This window comes from Nocardia sp. NPDC050712 (genome assembly GCF_040654295.1).
GTDB lineage: Bacteria > Actinomycetota > Actinomycetes > Mycobacteriales > Mycobacteriaceae > Nocardia.
Genome location: NZ_JBFAHT010000003.1, coordinates 25868 through 45582 on the forward strand (window position 1 = coordinate 25868; position 19715 = coordinate 45582).

Consider the following 19715-nt stretch of genomic DNA (forward strand, 5'->3'; position numbering starts at 1 on the left):
TCACGTCGATCACCGCGACCTGCAGCGCGGCGACATCGAGTTCGCCGGACAGCCGGATCGCGACCGGGATGTTGTTGACCGCGGACTCGGTGTCGAAGCGGTTCAGGAACCACATGCGCTGCTGTGCAAGGGAAAGCGGCACCTCGTCCGGACGCTCGCGGGCGACCAGCGCCTTGCGGGCGCCGTCACCGGCGCGGGATTCCACCCGGGCGGCCAGCGCGGCCACGGTGGAGGCGTCGAACAGCATGCGCACCGGGACACGGGTATCCAGGGCGATGCCCAGGCGAGAGGCGACCTGGGTCGCGATCAGCGAGTTGCCGCCGAGCTCGAAGAAGTCGTCGTCGACGCCGATCCGGGAGATGCCGAGCACCTCGCCGAAGATCTGGGCGACGATCTCCTCGATCGGGGTCGAGGGCGCGCGGAAGGTCTTGACCTCGAAGATCGGCGCGGGCAACGCCTTACGGTCCAGCTTGCCCGAGGCGTTGAGCGGGAACTCGTCGAGCACGACGAACGCCGAGGGCACCATGTAGGCGGGCAGCTCACCCGCCAATTCGAGGCGCACACCGTCGACATCGACACCGGCCTGCGCCGCGTCGGGGATCACATACGCGACCAGCTGGTCACCCAGGCGGTCGTCGGAGCGCACCAGCACCACCGCCTGCGCGATGGAATCCAGACCGGTCAGCGCGGCTTCGATCTCACCGAGCTCGATCCGCAGACCACGCAGCTTCACCTGGAAGTCGGTGCGGCCCAGGTACTCCAGCTCACCGGCAGCGGTCCAGGTGACGAGGTCACCCGTGCGGTACATGCGCGCACCGTCGTCACCGTAGGGGTTGGCGACGAAACGATCGGCGGACAGATCCGGGCGCGCCACATACCCGCGCGCCAACTGGACGCCCGCGAGATACAGCTCACCCGCGACACCGACCGGAACAGGATTCAGGCGCGAATCCAGCACGTACACCTGGGTGTTGAACACCGGCGCGCCGATCGGCACCGACACCGTATCGGCGACGGTGACCTCGTGGAAGGTGACGTCGACCGCGGCCTCGGTGGGGCCGTAGAGGTTGTGCAGCCGCGCACCGGTCATGGCGACCAGGCGCTGCGCGGTGGCCGCGGGCAGCGCCTCACCGGAGGCGAAGACATTGCGCAGACTGTGGCATTCGTCCGGGTGCAGCTCGGCCACGAACACCGACATCATCGACGGCACGAAGTGCGCGGTGGTGACCTGCTCCTCGGTGATCACGTCGATCAGGTACGACGGGTCGCGATGGCCGTCCGGCTTCGCGATGACCAGGCGGGCGCCGATCTGTAAGGGCCAGAAGAATTCCCACACCGACACATCGAAGGTGGCCGGGGTCTTCTGCAGCACCACGTCGGACTCGGTGAGCCCGTACTCGGTCTGCATCCACACCAGGCGGTTCACGATCGCGGCGTGCGAGACCGCGACACCCTTCGGGCGTCCGGTCGAGCCGGAGGTGAAGATCACGTAGGCGGTGTTCGAATCACGCAGCGCGCCGCGACGTTCCGCGGCCGCGACCGGTTCGGCCGAGTACTCGGCCAGGTCCAGCTCGTCGATCTCGAGGGCGGGCACCGAGCCCGCGTCGAACTCGTCGCGGGCGGTGGTCAGCACACAGACCGGTGCCGCGGTCTCGAGCACGTAGTGGGTGCGCTCGGCCGGATGATCAGGGTCCAGCGGCACATACGCGCCACCGGCGACGCTCACCGCGTACATGCCGATGACCAGTTCGAGCGAGCGGCTCATGCCGAGCGCGACCATCGACTCCGGGCCCACGCCCAGCGAGATCAGGTGCCGGGCCAGCTGATTCACCCGCGCGCCGAACTCGGCGTAGGACAGAGTCGTCCCCTCGAAGCTCAGCGCGATCGCCTCGGGCGTGCGCGCCGCCTGCGCCTCGAACATCGAGACCAGCGTCGCCGCGGGCACCTCGTGCGCGGTGCGGTTCCAGCCGGTGAGGACCAGATCGCGTTCCTCGGCATCGAGGATGTCGATGTCCTGCACTTTGGATTCCGGTGCGGTGACGGCGGTTTCGAGCACGCGCAGAAAACGGTTGCCGAACTCGGCGACGGTGCCGGCGTCGAACAGATCGGTGGCGTAGGAAACCACCGCGGTCATGCCCGCCGGTTCACCGTGCGCGCCGTGCTCCTCGGTGACCGTCCACTGCAGATCGAACTTGGCGATATCGACATCGAGCTCGTCGGCGGTGACCGTGAGCCCCGGCAGTTCCAAGGTCGCGTGCGACATCTCCTGGAAGGAGAGCATCACCTGGAACAGCGGATGCCGCGCCTGCGAGCGGGTCGGGTTGATCACCTCGACCAGACGCTCGAACGGGATGTCGGCGTAGGAGAACGCGGCGAGATCGGTTTCGCGTGTCCGGGAAAGCAATTCGGTGAACGGCTGGTTGCCGTCCACATCCGAACGCAGCACCAGGGTGTTGACGAACATGCCGATCAGGTCGTCGAGCGCCTGCTCGCCACGGCCTGCCACCGGCGTGCCGATGGCGATATCGCTGGTACCCGACAGCCGCGCCAGCAGCACCGCGAGCGCGGCGTGCATGACCATGAACAGCGAAACACCCTGGGCCCGTGCCAAAGCCGACAGACGGGTGTGCAGCTCGGGGTCGATGCCGAAGCTGACCCGGCTGCCGTGGAAGCTCTGCATCGGCGGGCGCGGGCGGTCGGTCGGCAGATCCAGCTGATCCGGCAGACCGGCCAATTGCCGGTGCCAGTAGGCGATCTCGCGCGCGGCCATGGATGCCGGATCGGCTTCCGAGCCGAGCAGCTCGCGCTGCCAGATGCTGTAATCCTGGTACTGCACCGGCAGTGGCGCCCACGCCGGGGGCTCGCCCGCCGCGCGCGCCAGGTAGGCGGCGGCGACATCGCGCGAGAGCGGACCGAAGGAGAAACCGTCGGCCGCGATGTGATGCACCACGAAGGCGACCGCGTGATCGGGCGTGCCGTTGGTGGAGCCGCCGGTCACCTGGTAGATCCGCACCCGGATCGGCAGTTCCCGCGACACGTCGAAGCCGGTGGCCGCGAATTGGGTGAGGGTGGACTGCAATTCGGATTCGTCGATGGCCTGCACCGAGATCGCGAGATTGATCTCGTCGTCCGGAATCAGCTGCTGGTAACCGCCGTCCCCGGACTCCGGGAACACGGTGCGCAGCGACTCCTGGCGGGCCATCACATCGTTGAGCGCCAGCTGCAGGGCGTCGATGTCGACGCGGCCGCGCAGGCGGACCACGAACGGCAGGTTGTAGGTCGGTGCGGCCGGATCGAACTGGTTGATGAACCACATCCGCTGCTGGGCCAGCGACAGCGGCACCCGGGCGGGCAGCTGCTGGGCCACCAGCGGCGGGCGAGCGCCGTCGGTGGGCGCGGCGTTCTCGGCACGCGCGGCGATCCCGGCGACGGTCGGAGTCTCGAACAGCGCCCGGACCCCGATCTGGGTGCCGAAGGCGGCGCCGATCCGCGAGACCACCTGGGTGGCGACCAGCGAGTTACCGCCGAGATCGAAGAAGTTGTCGTCGATGCCCAGCCGGTCCTGGCTCAGGACATCGGCGAAGATGCCGGCCACGATGTGCTCGGCCTGGGTCCGCGGGGCCCGGAAGCCGGCGGCGTCGGCGCTGAACACCGGGTCCGGCAGCGCTTTACGGTCCAGCTTGCCGGAGGTGTTGAGCGGGAACGCCTCGAGCACCATGACCGAGGCGGGCACCATGTAGGCGGGCAACTGCTCGGCGGCGAAGCGGGTCAGCTCGACCGGATCGATCGACTGCCCCGGCGCGGGCACAACGTAGGCGACCAGCTGCTGGCCGGTAGCGGTGTCGACCACCAGCACCGCGGACTGGCTGACCGCGGGGTGGGCCAGCGTGACGGTCTCGATCTCACCGAGCTCGATGCGCTGACCACGGAACTTGACCTGGAAGTCGGTGCGGCCGATGTACTCCAGCACGCCCTCGGCGTTCCAGCGCACCAGGTCACCGGTGCGGTACATGCGCGCACCGCTGCCCGAGACCGGGTTCGCGACGAACCGGTCCGCGGAGAGGTCCGGGCGTCCGCGGTAGCCGCGGGCGAGCTGGCGCCCGCCCAGATACAGCTCACCCGGAGCACCGATCGCGGCCGGTCGCAGCCGCGAATCCAGCACGTAGACATCGACATTCCACTCCGGGATGCCGATCGGCACCGTGATGGTGTCGGCGGCGGTGGCCTCCCAGTAGGTCACCGAAACGGCGGCCTCGGTGGGGCCGTACAGGTTGTGCAGGCCGGCGGTGGACAGGACGCGGAAACCGGCGGCGGTCTCCGGCGGCAGCGCCTCACCGATCACGTACACCGCGCGCAGCGTGGCGCACTGGGCCACGGTGGCGTGCGAGACGAACACCGTCAGCATCGAGGGCACGAAGTCGGTGACCGTGACGCCATGGCGCTCGATCATGTCGGCGACGTAGAGCGGATCGCGGTGGCCGTCCGGGCTGGCGATGACCAGCTTGGCGCCGACCAGCAGCGGCAGGAAGTAGCCCCACAGCGACACGTCGAAGGTGGTCGCCGTCTTCTGCAGGTACACATCGTCGGCGGTCAACCGGTACTCGTCGAGCATCCACAGCTCTTGGTTGACGATCGCGTGATGAGTGACCGCGACGCCCTTCGGGCGCCCGGTGGAACCCGAGGTGTAGATGACGTAGGCGGTGTTGTCCGGGCGCAGCGGCGCCAGGCGATCCGAATCCGTCACCGGCGCTTCGGAGTAGGCCGCGGTGTCCAGCGTGTCGATGGCCACCCGGCGCATCTGTTCGGGCAGTTCGAGGTCGTCGTAGGACAGCGTCAGCACACAGACCGGATCGGCGGACTCGAGAATGTAGGCGGTGCGCTCGGCCGGATGATCCGGATCGATCGGCACGTACGCGCCACCGGCCTTGAGCACGGCGTGCATGCCGATGACCAGTTCCAGCGAACGCCGCATCCCCAGCGCGACCAGCGACTCCGGGCCGACGCCGTCGGCGATGAGGAACCGGGCCAGCTTGTTGACCCGCGCACCGAACTCGGCGTAGGTCAGCTGCTCGCCCTCGAAATCCAGGGCGATGTTGTCCGGGGTCAGCGGGATCTGCCAGTCCAGCAGCGCCGGCAGCGTGGTGACCGGCACCTCGTGCTCGGAGTCGTTCCACTCCACCAGCGTCTGCTCGCGCTCGGCCGCGCCGATGACCGGCAACGCCCACACCCGCGCCTCGGCGTCCGCGGCCAGGAACCGATCGAAGAACTCCAGGAACCGCGAATGATGCCGCCGCGCTTCGACGTCGGTGTAGAGATTCGGGTTGGTCTCGAAGTCGATATGGGACCGCTTGCCCGCCGACTGATAGAAATTGACGCCCAGATCCTCGATACTGCCCGTCGACAGCACCTGCAGCTCGCCCACGATCGGGCCGAGCACCATCTCGTTCTGGAACAGCATGATGTTGACCCACGGACCGAAGAACTCCGTGGACACCACACCCTCGCCCGCGGAATCGCGGCGGATGTCCTCGTGCCGGTAACGCTGATGCCGCAGCGCGCCCGACACCTCGACCGTCACCGCCTTGAGCAGCTCGGCCACCGTGGTCTCGTGCCCGACCTGCAACCGCAGCGGCACGATGTTGGACACCACACCACCCGAGCGGCGCATCGCCGCGGTGGTACGCGCGGTCACCGGCAAGCTCAGGATCACATCTTCGGCACCGGTCAACTGCGCCAGATACGCCGCGAAACCGGCGATCAGCAGACCGGCCGGCGAGTTGTCGTGGCGCGTGACCGCCTCGGCCAGCAGCCCGTCCTGCTCACTCGTCAGCGCCGCACCGGCGATGCCGTTGACCGGCGCGGGCGGCGCGGAACGACCCGCGAGGCTGGAACCCTCCTCCAGACCCGCCACCCGCTGGGCCCAGTGCTCCTTGTCGGACTGGAACCGGGTGCTCTCGCGGTAGTCGAGCTCCTGGGCGAGCAGCGTGCGCAGATCGGTGGCCTTGGACGGCTTGACCTCGGCCCCGGTCACCGCCGCGGTGTAGAGCTCCGCGATCCGGGTCATGAACGTCATCGCGCCGAAACCGTCGAGCATGATGTGATGCGCGCGGGAATACCAGAACCAGTGCTCGTCGGCCAGCCGCAGCGCGGCCGCGCGGATCAGGCGATCGGCGACGACATCGAGCGGGCGGCTGTACTCGCGGCGCATCCACTCCTGCGCGGCGGCCTCCGGATCGGCCTCGCCACGCAGATCGATGTACTCCAGCGTGGAGTCCTGGGTGGTGTCGATCGTCTGGAACGGCTCACCCGCGCGCTCCACGATCCGCAGGAAGCCCGAACCCAGTTCGACGGCCGCGTCGCGGCTGGCCTGCTCGAGCGCGCCTACATCCAGGGCGCCGCGCAGATCGACATACTGGGCGATATTGATCGGCACCTGCGGATCGACGTGCTGGGCATACCAGATGCCCAGCTGCGCGGGCGACAGTGGGAAGTACTCCACACCAAAGTCGCTGTTCCCGCCCTCATCCTGCCGGTCCAACCGAAACCTCGCTTCCGGAACACCACGCAAGCGCTCCCCGACGACACCCGAACAGGACGCTCACCTACCGAAGCGTGGCGCCCGTGTGTCCAGGTTCAGTTCTCATAATCAATCAGGCACAAAAATGTTCATTGGCACTATCTGTCCAAGGTCGATCTCGTTACATGGGCTCGACCAAGCCCATGACCCACCGACCGGCATCGCCGGGACCTTCGCTACAGACCACCGAAACAATCTACCGTCGCCGCTGGCATCGAACCAACCAAGATCCATAGCGATCCGGTATCGGACCTGGCAGTCGGCTCAGCAGGAGTTTGCTGGATTTGCTGTCGGCGATCTCACAGCCGCCCGTGCGAGCTCCGGCGCCGCCGCGCCCACCATGTGAGACGCCATCTCGGTCCCGCATCAGGGCCGGCACCGAACTGGACATTCTGCCCATATCGCCGGGCCTGTCGAGCGTTCGAAATCAAGTGGAACCTGGTTTGATCTCGCCGCGTCTAACGGGTTGTAGGTATGTTTGGGCCCGGCTAGCGGGCGGGCGGTTTCGAAGGGGTACGGGTGGGGATCGAGATACCGGACTCGTTGCAGTGGGTCGCCAAATATGTTGTCGGCGCCGGTGACTGGCCCGAGGGTGACGAGACCGCCATGCGCCGCGTCGAAGACGCCTGGACCACGCTGGCCACCACCCTCACCGACCTCGACGACGAAGCCACCCACGCCGTCGAACAGGCCATCGCCCAGCTCGACGGCTCCACCGGCGAAGCCTTCGCCGCGCACTGGACCAAACTCGGCGGCGGTCAGGGCGCCTTCGACGGCCTGACCAAAACCATCGAAACCCTCGCCGACGAGATCGGCGACGGCGCCGCCGACATCGAGCACACCAAGCTCGTCATCATCGCCTCCCTGGTGATCTTCGCCGTCGAAATGGCGATCGCGCTCGCCGAGATGGCCACCGGTGTCGGCGCGCCCGCCGGCGCGGCCACCGCGGCCGCCGCCCAGACCGCCACCCGCATCGCCATCCGCGTCGCGTTGAAAGCCCTGCTCAAGCGCATCCTGTCCAAAGCCGGGCTGAAAGCCGCCGCCCGTGCGGCGCTGAAAGGGGCCTGGTCCGCGGTTCTGGAAGAAGGCTTTCTCGAGATCGGGCTCAAGCTCGCTCAGGTGGCCGCCGGTAACCGGGACATGCTCACCAAAGAGGAGTGGAAGGAATCCGGGGCCACGATCGCGGCCGCGGCGGCCGCCGGTGCCACCGAAGGCGCGCTCACCTCCGGGTCCGGTAGTCCCGGTGGGAACAAGATCACTTCCGCGTTGAAGGACGGTGCGACGGAGGTCGGTGCCGGGCTCGCCGGAGAAGTTGCGGCGGCGGCCACTACCGCGGCGCTGACCGATCAGCCGTTCGATCTGTCGGATGCGTTCTCGTTGGAGAATCTGACGTCGTCGGCGGCGGGGGCTGGGCAGAGTGCGTTGGAGAACGGGGGGAGTCATAATCCCGGGTCTACGAATCCGGCGGGGACGAACAACGGAGAGGGGAACGGGGACGGGAACCCGTCCGGGGAGCAGAACAACCCCTCCGGCAACGGCAACCCCACCAACCCGGCCGGTCAGAACCAGGGCAACCCTGACACCCAGAATCCTGCCAATCCAAGCGATAACAGCCCTGGCAGCACCAACCCCGCAAACCCTGGCAGCACTAACCCTGCCAATACCGGCGACAACCCGGGCCAGACCAACCCGGCACAGAACCAACAGCCCACACAGCCCGCGCAACAGAGCCCGAGCCAGCCTTCGGACGCTCAGCCGGGCCAGCAGAACCCCACGCAGCAGTCACCGAGTCAGCCGTCCGACACCGCACCGGCGCAACAAAACCCGTCGCAACAGTCGCCCAGTCAGCCCTCGGACACACAGCCGGGCCAACAAAACCCCTCGCAGCAGTCGCCGAGTCAGCCATCGGATGCTCAGCCAACGCAACAGAACCCGTCGCAGCAGAACCCCAGCCAGCCTGCGGACACACAGCCATCGCCACAGAATCCGTCGCAGCAGTCGCCGAGTCAGCCGTCGGATACTCAACCGGGCCAGCAGAACCCGACTCAGCAGTCCCCGAGCCAGCCGTCGGATACCCAGCCGGGGCAGCAGAACCCCACGCAGCAGTCGCCTAGCCAGCCGTCCGACACCGCACCGACGCAACAAAACCCGTCGCAACAGTCGCCCAGTCAACCCTCGGACACACAGCCCGGCCAACAAAACCCCTCACAACAGTCACCAAGCCAGCCCTCGGACACGCAACCTGGCCAGCAGAACCCAACTCAGCAGTCACCGAGTCAGCCGACGGACACACAGCCCGGCCAGCAGAACCCGACCCAGCAGTCACCGAGCCAGCCGACGGACACACAGCCGAGTCCGCAAACGCCGACCCAGCAATCACCTGACAGCCAACCAGCGCAACAGAACCCGTCGCAGCAGTCGCCGAGCCAACAGCCACAGTCGACGAATCCGCAGCAGGGCCAGCCGTCCAACGCCCAACCGTCCTCGCCACAGCCCGCCACTACGGCACCGGCCAACCCCACGCCGCAGCAGCCCGCAGCAGCCACCCCGGCGCAGCCGAGCACCCCCGCCGCCGACACTCCTGCGGCCCAAAACCCTTCCCCCACCACACCGGTCAGCCCGTCGGACACCACTCCCGCAGCCCCGGGCACAACCACACCTGCCGCCCCCACGACTCCGACGACTCCCGCCGCCCCCACGTCACCGACCACACCGGCAACTCCCGCTCAGCCCGCGAACACCGACACCAGCACCGCGGCCGCCTCCACCGCGACAGCAACCGGCACCCCTCCGGTCACCAGCTTCCCCACCTCGACACAACCTGATTCGCCTCGCGCGAACGTCACCCCGCAGCAGGGCGATCCCGGCTCCCCCGCCACCCCGAATGCGGCTCGCCCCACTCAAAACCCCACCCCTGCACAGCGTCCCGACGCCCCTTCCACGCGATCGAGCGAAAACCCCTCGTCCACTACGCGCCCCGACAACACATCGTCGCGACCGGATCAGCGCCCCACTTCACCGACGCGTTCTGACCAAAACATCTTTCCCGCAACGCGTCCCGATCAAACCCCTTCGCACCCGGGTGATCGCACGCAACCGAACAGCCCCACCCGGCCGCTTCAAGGCGATACCGGGCGTCCAAGTCAATCCCCGAACACTCAGCGCCCCAGCCGATTCGAAGACCAGAGCCCGCTCCGGAACATCCCCGACACCCGAGCTCCCGAATCAACCCCGTCGCGCAACACCAACCCCTACACGAACCCGTCCGACACCCGGCCCCCGATGTCGCCCCCGCCCACACGCCAAGACACCTCGACCCCAGCGCAATCCACCACAAACCCCTACACCCCGCGCTCCGACCAGGAGTTCCGCGACTGGCTAGCCCAAAAACAACGCCAAGCCGACCCCCTCTCCACCCCGTGGAACCCCGACGCCCCCAGCACCCGCCCCACCCAGCCACAACAACAAGCACCCACCCGGCCGACCACCCAGCCCCAACAACAGCCGAATTCCCAACCACGGCAACAGCCGACCTCTCAACCGCAGCAGCAGGCACCCACCCAGCCGAATTCCCAGCCCCAACATCGGCCGGATACCCAGCCCCGGCAACAGCCGACCGCCCAGCCACAGCAGCAAGCACCCACCCAGCCGAGTTCCCAACCTCAACATCGGCCGGATACCCAGCCCCGGCAACAGCCGACCACTCAGCCACAGGGACAGCCGACTTCTCAGCCACAGGGGCAGCCGACTACTCAGCCACAGCAACCGACGTCTCAACCGCAGCAATCCGGTGCGCAACCGCAGCAGCCGCCGGCGTCCCAGCCCCAAACACCCACCGACCAAACACCTCTCAACACCACTCCCGCCGACACCCCACCCCCGAACACCAACCACACCCCCACCGGCACCTCCATCGGCAACGACCCCACCACTCAGCGCGTAGCCCGAAACCTCCGCAACGAGGGCCACTTCGACGTCGTCTTCCACGCCGACCGCAACGGCCGCCCCCTCAACGGCCTCACCGACCAGCAAATCGTCGCCGCCATCCGCGCCAACCCCAACTTCACCCCCGGCACCCCCATCCGCCTCGTCGCCTGCAACGCCGCCAACAACCCCGGCCTCGCCCAACGCCTCGCCAACGAACTCGGCTCCCCCGTCCACTCCGCCACCGACGCCGTCGGCGTCCCCGCCCGCCCCAACTCCCCCGCCCACATCCGCGACAACGGCACCTGGCAAACCCACACCCCCCAAACCCCCTCTACCGCAACCCCGGCCGCCCCCACTCAGTCCCTCAACCACCCCGATCAGCCCAGCAACACCAAACCCACGGACGACACCCCGGTCGACCTCATGGGCGACGGAACGCCAACGGATCCGTCGAAAGACGATTCGGAGAACGCCGATCCCGAGCTCGAATCGGACCCATCGGACCCGGACAAGGGCGACCCCGCCGGGAAAGAAGCGGATGACGATGACGACAAGACACCCAAACAGGTCGATCCCAACAATCCCTTCGCCTACACCAATGGCCAGGGTGTTCCAACCGATGACCTGGTTCATCCCGATCTGGACGACAGCGAACGCCAGCGCCTCACGGAGCTCGACAAGAAGCTGACGGCGGAGAACGACGCCTATCACGCGAAGCACGGAAGTTGGCCGCCCGCGCCCGGAGTAGGGCGCGGTGATCCAGCTGTGGACAGCCTGCTACCAGAAAATTTCAAGCTCTATCAAGAGCACAAAACCGAAGAGGACTGGAACAGGGAGCACCGCGACAAAGACACCAACAATCTGATCTGGCCGAACAAGCACCGGCACCCGCAAGGCTTCCTGAGCCCCACCGATCGAACCCCGGCCGTACTCGAACCCGGCGAGATCATCGACCGCTTCGGCGCACCCAACGGCCGGTTCACCTCACCTCCCGAAGTTCCTTACCGTGAGCGGGCGCTGCCACCCGGCAATCTCAGCGGCGAGCAGTATCACCAATACGAAGTCCTCAAGCCCCTTCCCGTGTGGGCCGGACCGATCGCACCGGCGATGGGCGAAAACGGCGGCGGCACCCAGCATTACCTCCCCGCCTCGGTCCAAGCCCTGATCAATGAGGGCTACCTACGCGAAGTCCCAGCGATCCCTCGAACAAATACCGGGGACAGCGCTACCGATCCGCGCACGCCCGCCGATCCGACCAGCAGCGCCCCCAAGGGCATAACGGGCGACCAGTCGCCCACCAAACCTGAAGCCGCTCCCCCGGGCGATGCAACCAACCCGAGAACTCCGGCAGACGCGAATTCGCCAAACAACGCAGCGGCCCCGCCTGTCACCAGTAACTCCGCGAATTCGAGCAGTCCCGCAGATTCGGGCACCCCGGGTACTTCGAACCACCCGGCAGATTCAGCCACCCCAGCGAATTCAACCAGCCCTAAAGATTCGACGACTCCGAACGATCCGAACGGCAGCAGCAAATCCCCCCACGACACCTCGGCCAAACCTACAGAACCCAAGACTGATTCGACCGAAAATCCACCGCCTGTCGATCCAGTCGAGACCACAACGCCGGAGACCCCGGCGAGCACCAGCCCAAAAAATGAACCCCGCATCGGCGATCAGCCGACGGTTGCGCCGGCCTCGGATTCAACCACCCCGAACGACACTCCGCCCGCCGGCAACCCGACTCCCGCCGACCAGCCGAACACCCAAACGCCGCCGACAGCCGCGACCACACCGGACTCCGCACAGCCGAGCCCGACCACGGATAAAGCGACCAATCCCGCGCCAGTCGCACAGCCCACCACGACGCCCGCGGACACCACACCGACCTCGCTCAAAACGCACCCATCGGCCGATTCCGACCACACCGACCGGCCAACCCAAACCTCCCCTACCACTTCACAATCCGACACAAGCCGTGCTACAGACCCCAGCAACCGCCCGACCGACACCAATCCGGATCCCCATCCCGACGCGTCGAAGTCGCCCGCAGACCAGACCCGCCCCACCCCACCACCGAACACCCACCACACCCCACACAGCACCAGCATCGGCGATGACCCCACCACCCACCGCGTCCGCGAAAACCTGCGCAACGAAGGCCATTTCGACGTAATCCTGCACGCTGACGCCAACGGCAGACCCCTCGGCGGCCTCACCGAGCAACAAATCGTCGACGCCATCCGCTCGAACCCCGCCTTCACCCCGGGCACCCCCGTCCGCCTGATCGCCTGCAACACCGCCAACAACCCCGAGCTCGCACAGCGCATCGCCAATGAACTCGGTTCCCCCGTAACCGTCCCCACCAACGCGGTCGGCACCCCCAACAAGCCCGACTCCCCCGCCCACGTCCGCGACAACGGCACCTGGACCACCCACCACCCGTCCAATCCTGACGGCACCACACCTGCGCGAACTACCGGAATCCCCTCGTCCCCCAATAACACCGACCCGACCACCCCTGTCGACTACATGGGCGACTCTGCCGACCCGAACGCCCAAGACCCCGCTACCAAATCAACCGGCTTGCCGGACACCAAGGCGCGTGCTCTGCGATCGGAGCCTTCAGCCGACCTTGCCAACAAGCCGATCGAGAAGCGCATCACCGATCCGCAGTACCGCGATTATCACTACGGTAGCGATGGCCGACGACGCCCGAATTACACTCACGATGTCTTCGGCGACTCGCTTCCCCGGATCAGGGAGACCCCACCGAAAAGCGGCAATTGGGAGGTCGCCGAAAACATCACCCGGCATGACTATGATGGCCCCCCACAGACGTATGCGGCTTCGCCTTCCGAAAACAACGCCGACGCCACCGCCGCCCAGCGGTACGCCGAACAACGCCAAACAGCCCTCGACACACTGCGTGCGAGACAGTCGGGAGAGTCGACACAGCGCACCAAGTTTGCCGAACAATGGAAGGAAGCCGCGAGGGAACTCGGCAGAAATCCATCTCCCGAACCCGCGAAGCGTGAGTTCGTGGATGACGACGTCAAGAACATCACCACCAAGGACATCGACAAGGTCGAGCAGGAGCTACGTCGTAAGGCCGCAGATATCCGAGCTGCGGACCCGCAATCCGAACAGGCTCGCCAAGAGGCCGACCGCCTCGACAAGCGCGCGGATGAGCTCCGACAGGAAACCGAAAAACTCCTACAGGAGCGCGCAAAAGTCAAAGAGGGCTTTGCGGATCTGACCAATCAAGCCGAAGACTTGGGCGAGGCAGCTGCCGACGAGGGCGCGCGAGCGCTGGTCGCCGAGTTGTTCCCCGACGCGAAATCGTTCGAACCCGAGCACCATGTTCCGGACGCGAATGACGGACGGAAGCAAGGTCGGTTCGATCGGATCTACCGAGTGAAGCTAGCCGACGATACCGAAGTCTTCATCGTGCTGGAAGCAAAAAGTCCGCACGCCAGCTTGGGGACCGCCGCGGGCCACGAGCAAGGAAGCGATAAGTACTTCGATCACATACTGGAAGTGATGAAGAATAAAGGTACGTCGGACGAACAGGACCTGGTTCCGGAACTCGAGAAGGCCCGAGACAAGGGTAATCTCTATTACGCCGAGTCGCGGGCACAGGTCCATGAAGAGGCCACCGAGGCGACCGCCCAAGAGCCTGCACACAAACGCGGGGAATACAAGGGGGTTCGAATCCGCCGATTCAAGATCCCGTCAAAACCCAACGCCACTGAGAGTCAAGGAGACAGCTGAGCCATGGACGACATGATCCACGTCGAACGTCACCTGTCCACCATGGTGCAGGACTGGCGCGTCGGATACTCCGTCCGAGAGTATGTACGCTACCTCTACATCAATCCATCGTTGGACCTCGACTCGGTCGCGAACGAAGCACGGAAAGTCACGGGCTTTCTCAGTCTTTCCGATACTCGCGGGCGCTCGACGGGCGTACAACGCGCCGTATTCACGGCTGCCGAAGCCAAAGTGGGCCGGCTACGCGGGGCAGGTCTTGCACAGAGCGAGCGCTTCACGCTTCATCTCGATGGCTTGGACCGTTACGTGAACGGCACCGAAGGCTCCGGATACGCACCGTCGGTCGGCGACTTCCGAGACGGGTTGTGGTTCGCACTGGTGTGCCGAAATACTCGGCTGATCGATTTCCTGACCACTTCACCCATCATGCGGCTCCGGCACGACGGCTACAGATTCAATGACTATCACTACCTTTGGATGCAGGCCTGGCAGGAGCACCTGACTGGAAACCCCGCTTTCCGGAGCACCCTGGGTGCCGCGCTGCAAGCGACGGATCCCGCCGTCCACGAATACCCTGAAGATGCGGAGACCGGCTGGTTCGACTATGCGACCCTGGTAGCGCGACCAGCACTGACATTGCTCGGCGACCTCGCCCGTGGAGATGGCGATGTGTTCAACGCCAACCTCGAGCAAGCGCTCATCGCGCACCGCGAGCACTGGAAGAATCCCGATGTCGATGGACCCGATGGGTTGATCGCCTGGCCACTCTTGGCAGTAGCCGGTCAAGCTGTCCATGCGGGCATCACGGTCGTAGCCGAGTCCGACTATCTGCCAGCGACATTGATGCTCCAGGATAATTGGGCGGTCCCACACGGATTGCTTCGCAAGCCCGGTCAGCAGCCACGGCCCGAACCATCGGCGCCGACGCCGGCTAATGAGGAATTCCCCGCGGTTCCTCGCCGTATCGTCACCTCGAGTAAACGATCGAATTTCGACGAGACCACTGGCGCCGGGTTGGGGCAAGCCGTTCGGACCTTCAATACCGCTGTGATCGATGACGCGTTGGATACCGAAGAAGCCCTAAAAGAGACCGCGGTCAGCGCGCTTTCGATTGCCGGGTACCTGAGTATCAAAGATCCCGAAGCACATACGCCTGCTATCCGACGAGTGATCGTGGACGCGGCGATGAGCGGAACCGTGATGCTGCAGGGCCACCACGACCCCGACGGCCAAGCGGTTATCCCGCTCACTCTCGACCATCGTCCCATCGATATCCCAGCGGGTGTCGTCCGTACTCCACCGACGATCGCTGACTTCCTTCGCGCACTCTGGCCTGCGTTGGTCGCCCGTGACTCTCGGTCACTGAACATCCTGCTCGGCACGCCTGCCGAGCCCGGCTACCCCCTCGACGCCATAGACCGGAACCGGCACGAGTACAACGACTACTGGTACTTGTGGGCAGAAGCGTGGCAGAAAGTGTGGGTAGGCGATCCCGGCCAAATCCAACCCCTGGTCGCTGCGGAAAACGCTGCTGTCGGCACGCAAACATATCCAGACGACCATTACGGCCTTGTCGTTGCCTACCCGGCCATGAATATGCTCTTCAACGCCACTCAAGGCCGAGTCAACGAATTCAATACCATCCTGGAGCGAGGCCTAGAGGACCACGGCGCGTTCTGGAACACCGCGGAGCGGGAACGAGATCCCTATGGCTACATCGCCTGGCCCCTACTCGCCGCCGCCTGCTACGCCACGGACCGGGGCATTCCCATCCGCGTGCGATCCGACTATCTCCCCGCTTCGCTCCTCCGTCGAGAATGGACCACCAGCCCCCTCTGGTGACCCGGTCGGTAGTGCCACCACGGATCGAGATCTGATGTGAAAGGTTAGTTGTGAACTTCGCCGAGCTGGAGAAGATCGTCCGCGGACTGGGCGCACCGACGTCCGAACTCGGGATCGGGCGGAAACGCGACGACGCCTTCTGCGTTGTCGAGGAGGACGGTAAGTACCTGGTCTTCTGGTACGAACGTGGGAGCGAGATCGATCTCTGCGTCTACCAGAGCGAAGCTGCGGCCTGCTACGGGTTTCTCGGGTTGATCGGTGGCATGCTGCGCGGAAATCAGCCCGTGGAGCCGAGGCGGGGGACGACGGGGTCGGTCGGTGGCGCACCGTTCTCGGATGCCGCGGTACAGGCCCTGGTCAACGGCGATATCTATGGCGGCCTCGACGAATCGGCGTGGGCTCGGCAGTTCGTCATCGCCGAGGATGCCGTCGCCGCGGTCGGTGCGCGGCGGCTGATCTGGCCGGACAGTAGCGTTCACCCTGACGGTTTCGCCACGGCCACCGGGCGCACCCCGATTCGGCTCGAACCGGGCCGGATCGTCGATTCGTTCGGCCCGACATTCAGCAAGTTGCTCTATCCCGCCGAGGTTCCCGTCACCGCGCGCTCGCTGCCGATCGACTATGTGAGTGCTGGTTATCGACGCTGGCGGGTGCTGACGCCCACCCCGGTGTGGGCCGGACCGGTCGCCCCGTGGTTCGGCCAACCTGGCGGCGGCGAACAGTTCTTCACTCTGATGCCGATTGCCGACCTCGTCGGTGCCGGTTTCGTCGAGGAGATCGAAGAATCGGCGAGCACGGCCGCGATCGGCGGCAGCGGAGATGTTTTCGACCAGAGCGTCACCAATCAGCTCGCCACCTTCTCGCATGTGAGCGTTCCGGAGACGCTGGTGTCGGAGGGCGAGGTCCGCGAGCAAACCTGGTGCCTCGTACCCGCAGGCAAGGTGCGCTACGAGGTCTTCTACTACGAACGTGGCTCTCGGACCGAAGATCTCGGCTGGGCCGGCGATCGGCGGGCCGCGCTCCGCCTGCTCGGTGGACGCCTGCTTTACACCGACATTCTCAACCGTGCCACCACCAGCTGATCGAGATAGCCTCGAGGCGCACAAGATGTCCGAGGGGAAGGTACGTAATGGCTTTGTTGAACACCGTTGGGATCTACCGCGAGATGTACAAGAGCAAGGGGCATCTGCCTTCGCTGCGGGAGTCGCAGGCGACGGAGGCGTTGACGGATCAGCAGGAGATTCTGCAGTACATGCGGGCGGGGACGCCGGTTTTCGACGTGCTCGAGGATGTGGTCGATCTGGTCGACAGCACCACCACGATTCCCAGTGGGCCGTCGCTGATCTCGGATGGGCAGTGGATTTGGCGGGTGGATTCGATCCATTACCTCTCCAGTTACCGGCTCGCCTTTCCGGATTCCTTCGTGCAGCACGTCCGCGCCACCAACTACCAGCCGCCGCGCAGCCTGCCCGCCACCGACGAATTCGACGCGGCGGTCCTCGCCTACTTCTGAGTGCGACTCGACCGTGACTTCGGGTGGAGTCCGACTCAGCGGGCTCGGCCTGGGTCGTAGAGGTGTGACTCGGTGCAGGTGAGGGCTGGGGTGAGGGCGCGGCCGACGAGGATGATGGCGGCTTGGCGCAGGCCGGCGGCTTCGACCTGGTCGGCGATGTCGGTGAGGGTGCCGCGCAGGATGAGCTGGTCGGGCTGGCTGGCGCGGTAGACGACGGCGGCGGGGCAGTCCGAGCCGTAGTCGGAGACGAGTTCGGCCGCGAGGGGGCGGATGCGGGTGATGGCCAGGTGCAGGACCAGGGTCGCGCCGGTGTGCGCGAAGTTCGCGAGGGCCTCGGTGTCCGGCATGGCGGTGGAGCGGGCCTGGGTGCGGGTGAGGACTACCGACTGGACGACCTCGGGGACGGTCAGTTCGGTGCCGAGCAGTGCGGCCGCGGCGGCGTAGGCGGGGACGCCGGGGGTGACGTCCCAGGGGACGCCGTGGGTATCGAGGCGGCGGGTCTGCTCGGTGAGCGCGGAGTAGAGCGACGGGTCGCCCGAGCAGAGCCGGGCGACGTCCTTGCCGTCCTGGTGGGCGCGGACCAGGTGCGCGGTGATCTGGTCGAGGTCCAGGTGCTGGGTGTCGATCAGTTCGGTGCCGGGTGCGCAGTGCGCGAGCACCTCCGGGTCCAGGTAGGTGCCCGCGTAGAGGCAGACGGGGGTGGCGCGCAGCAGGTCGACCGCGCGCACGGTCAGCAGGTCCGCGGCGCCCGGCCCGGCCCCGATGAAGTGCACGGTCATGTTCCGGAGTCTATGCAGACCCGGGCCGGGCGCGGCTACTCGGTGGCGTTGAAGAAAGCCACGACTTTGCTCGGCCGCAGGCGGACGACGAGTTCGCCGGGGACACCGTTGCGTTTGCCGAATTCCTCCGCGCGATCGGCGCCCATGTAGCGGCCCGCGATCTCGGTGGCGGTGCGCAGTAGTTCGTCCGGATCCTCGGAGAGGGTGACGGTGCCCTGGATCTGGACCGCGCCGTAGGGCGGTTCCTCCAGGTCGACGCAGAGGGCGATGCGGCCGTCGCGGGCGAAGGCCTTGCCTTTCGCCGTGTCCTTGCCGGTGTTGAAGACGAGGGTGTCGCCGTCGACGATGAACCAGACCGGCGTGATGATCGGGCGGCCGTCGGAGGCGACGAACGCGACCTTGCCGGTGCGGGTGCCGTGGCTGAGGAACGCACGCACCTCGGGATCGGAGAGGGAGGCCATGCCGGTGAGGTTACGGGCTACCGTGGGTGTCGGCCCGGCATCAACCTGACGGAGGCGTTTTGCGCATCATCGCCCGCGTACTGCTCATCCTGGCGACGTTCGCCGCGGTGGCACTGCCCTCGGCGCAGGCCACACCCGACGACTTCACCGCGCGCAAGATCGATGAGTTGCTCACGGTGCGCGGCGAACAGCCGCGGAGCAAGGGTGAACTGCTGGAGGCGCTGTCGGCGAGGTTCCTCGGCACGCCGTACGGGGCGAACATGCTGATCGGCTCGGCGACGCAGCCGGAAGAGCTGGTCATCGACTTCCGTCGGGTGGATTGCTTCACCTACCTCGACTATGTGGAGGCGCTCAGCAGGTCCGCCACCCCCGAGGAATTCACGGCCAATCTCATCGACACCCGGTACGCGGGCGGCACGGTCGATTTCCGGCAGCGCAAACACTTCTTCACCGACTGGGCGGCCACACCCCGGATCGCCGCCACCGACATCACCGGCGCGCTGAGCCCGGCGGCGGTGCCGATCACCAAGCACCTGAACGCCAAAGCCGATGGCGGGCAGTATCTTCCCGGCCTTCCGGTGGTGGATCGGCCGATGACCTATATCCCCGCCGGCGCGGTGGACGACGCGGTCGTCAGCCGGCTCCGCACCGGTGACTACATCGGCGCGTACACCGATCAGGCCGGACTGGACGTCACCCACGTCGGCCTGTTCGTCATGACGCCGAACGGCCCGGTGTTCCGCAACGCCTCGTCGCTGGCGGCGAACAACCAGGTCGTCGATTCCCCCTTCTTCGACTACGCCCGCACGGTGCCCGGCCTGATCGTCCTGCGGCCGCAGTAGCCG

8 protein-coding genes (1 of these 8 cut by a window edge) are annotated in these 19715 nt (G+C 66.4%); 5 read left to right on the top strand and 3 right to left on the bottom strand.

From position 1 onward, the window contains the following. On the bottom strand, positions 1-6499 hold part of the coding region annotated (locus AB0H76_RS20670; RefSeq protein WP_357326293.1) for a non-ribosomal peptide synthase/polyketide synthase (this coding region is incomplete at its 3' end). The annotated region extends 25867 nt beyond the left edge of the window; 6499 of 32366 annotated nt are visible. Between the two features lie 597 nt (positions 6500-7096). Between AB0H76_RS20670 and AB0H76_RS20675 the strand changes: the two genes are divergently transcribed. The 4 genes from AB0H76_RS20675 to AB0H76_RS20690 are packed head-to-tail and all read left to right on the top strand — an operon-like array spanning position 7097 to position 17630. After that, entirely contained in the window at positions 7097-14275 is a 7179-nt protein-coding gene (locus AB0H76_RS20675) for a glycohydrolase toxin TNT-related protein (protein ID WP_357326296.1), read from the top strand. A gap of 3 nt (positions 14276-14278) precedes the next feature. Then, positions 14279-16117 carry an immunity 49 family protein gene (locus AB0H76_RS20680; RefSeq protein ID WP_357326299.1) on the top strand — a complete coding sequence of 613 codons (1839 nt, stop codon included), beginning with the start codon at positions 14279-14281 and terminating at the stop codon, positions 16115-16117. A 50-nt stretch (positions 16118-16167) separates the two neighbouring features. Further along, positions 16168-17199, top strand: coding sequence for a TNT domain-containing protein (locus AB0H76_RS20685; RefSeq protein ID WP_357326302.1), 1032 nt, complete (start codon positions 16168-16170; stop codon positions 17197-17199). A gap of 47 nt (positions 17200-17246) precedes the next feature. Beyond that, positions 17247-17630 (top strand): hypothetical protein, encoded by a 384-nt coding sequence (locus tag AB0H76_RS20690; protein WP_357326305.1) that lies wholly within the window; start codon positions 17247-17249, stop codon positions 17628-17630. A 35-nt stretch (positions 17631-17665) separates the two neighbouring features. Here the strand turns inward: AB0H76_RS20690 and cobM are convergent, their stop codons facing one another. Together cobM and AB0H76_RS20700 are read right to left on the bottom strand one after the other, a co-directional pair. After that, positions 17666-18409, bottom strand: a complete 744-nt coding sequence (gene cobM, locus AB0H76_RS20695; protein WP_357326308.1) for a precorrin-4 C(11)-methyltransferase — start codon at positions 18407-18409, stop codon at positions 17666-17668. 35 nt (positions 18410-18444) lie between these two features. Next, positions 18445-18870, bottom strand: a complete 426-nt coding sequence (locus AB0H76_RS20700; RefSeq protein ID WP_357326311.1) for a PPOX class F420-dependent oxidoreductase — start codon at positions 18868-18870, stop codon at positions 18445-18447. A 59-nt stretch (positions 18871-18929) separates the two neighbouring features. Between AB0H76_RS20700 and AB0H76_RS20705 the strand changes: the two genes are divergently transcribed. Further along, positions 18930-19712 (top strand): DUF1460 domain-containing protein, encoded by a 783-nt coding sequence (locus tag AB0H76_RS20705; RefSeq protein ID WP_357326313.1) that lies wholly within the window; start codon positions 18930-18932, stop codon positions 19710-19712. Positions 19713-19715 lie beyond the last annotated feature (3 nt).

Coding starts and splice junctions, on each gene's coding strand:
- AB0H76_RS20680 (WP_357326299.1), top strand. CDS start 14,279: ATGGACGACATGATCCACGTCGAACGTCACCTGTCCACCATGGTGCAG.
- AB0H76_RS20690 (WP_357326305.1), top strand. CDS start 17,247: ATGGCTTTGTTGAACACCGTTGGGATCTACCGCGAGATGTACAAGAGC.
- cobM (WP_357326308.1), bottom strand. CDS start 18,409: ATGACCGTGCACTTCATCGGGGCCGGGCCGGGCGCCGCGGACCTGCTG.
- AB0H76_RS20700 (WP_357326311.1), bottom strand. CDS start 18,870: ATGGCCTCCCTCTCCGATCCCGAGGTGCGTGCGTTCCTCAGCCACGGC.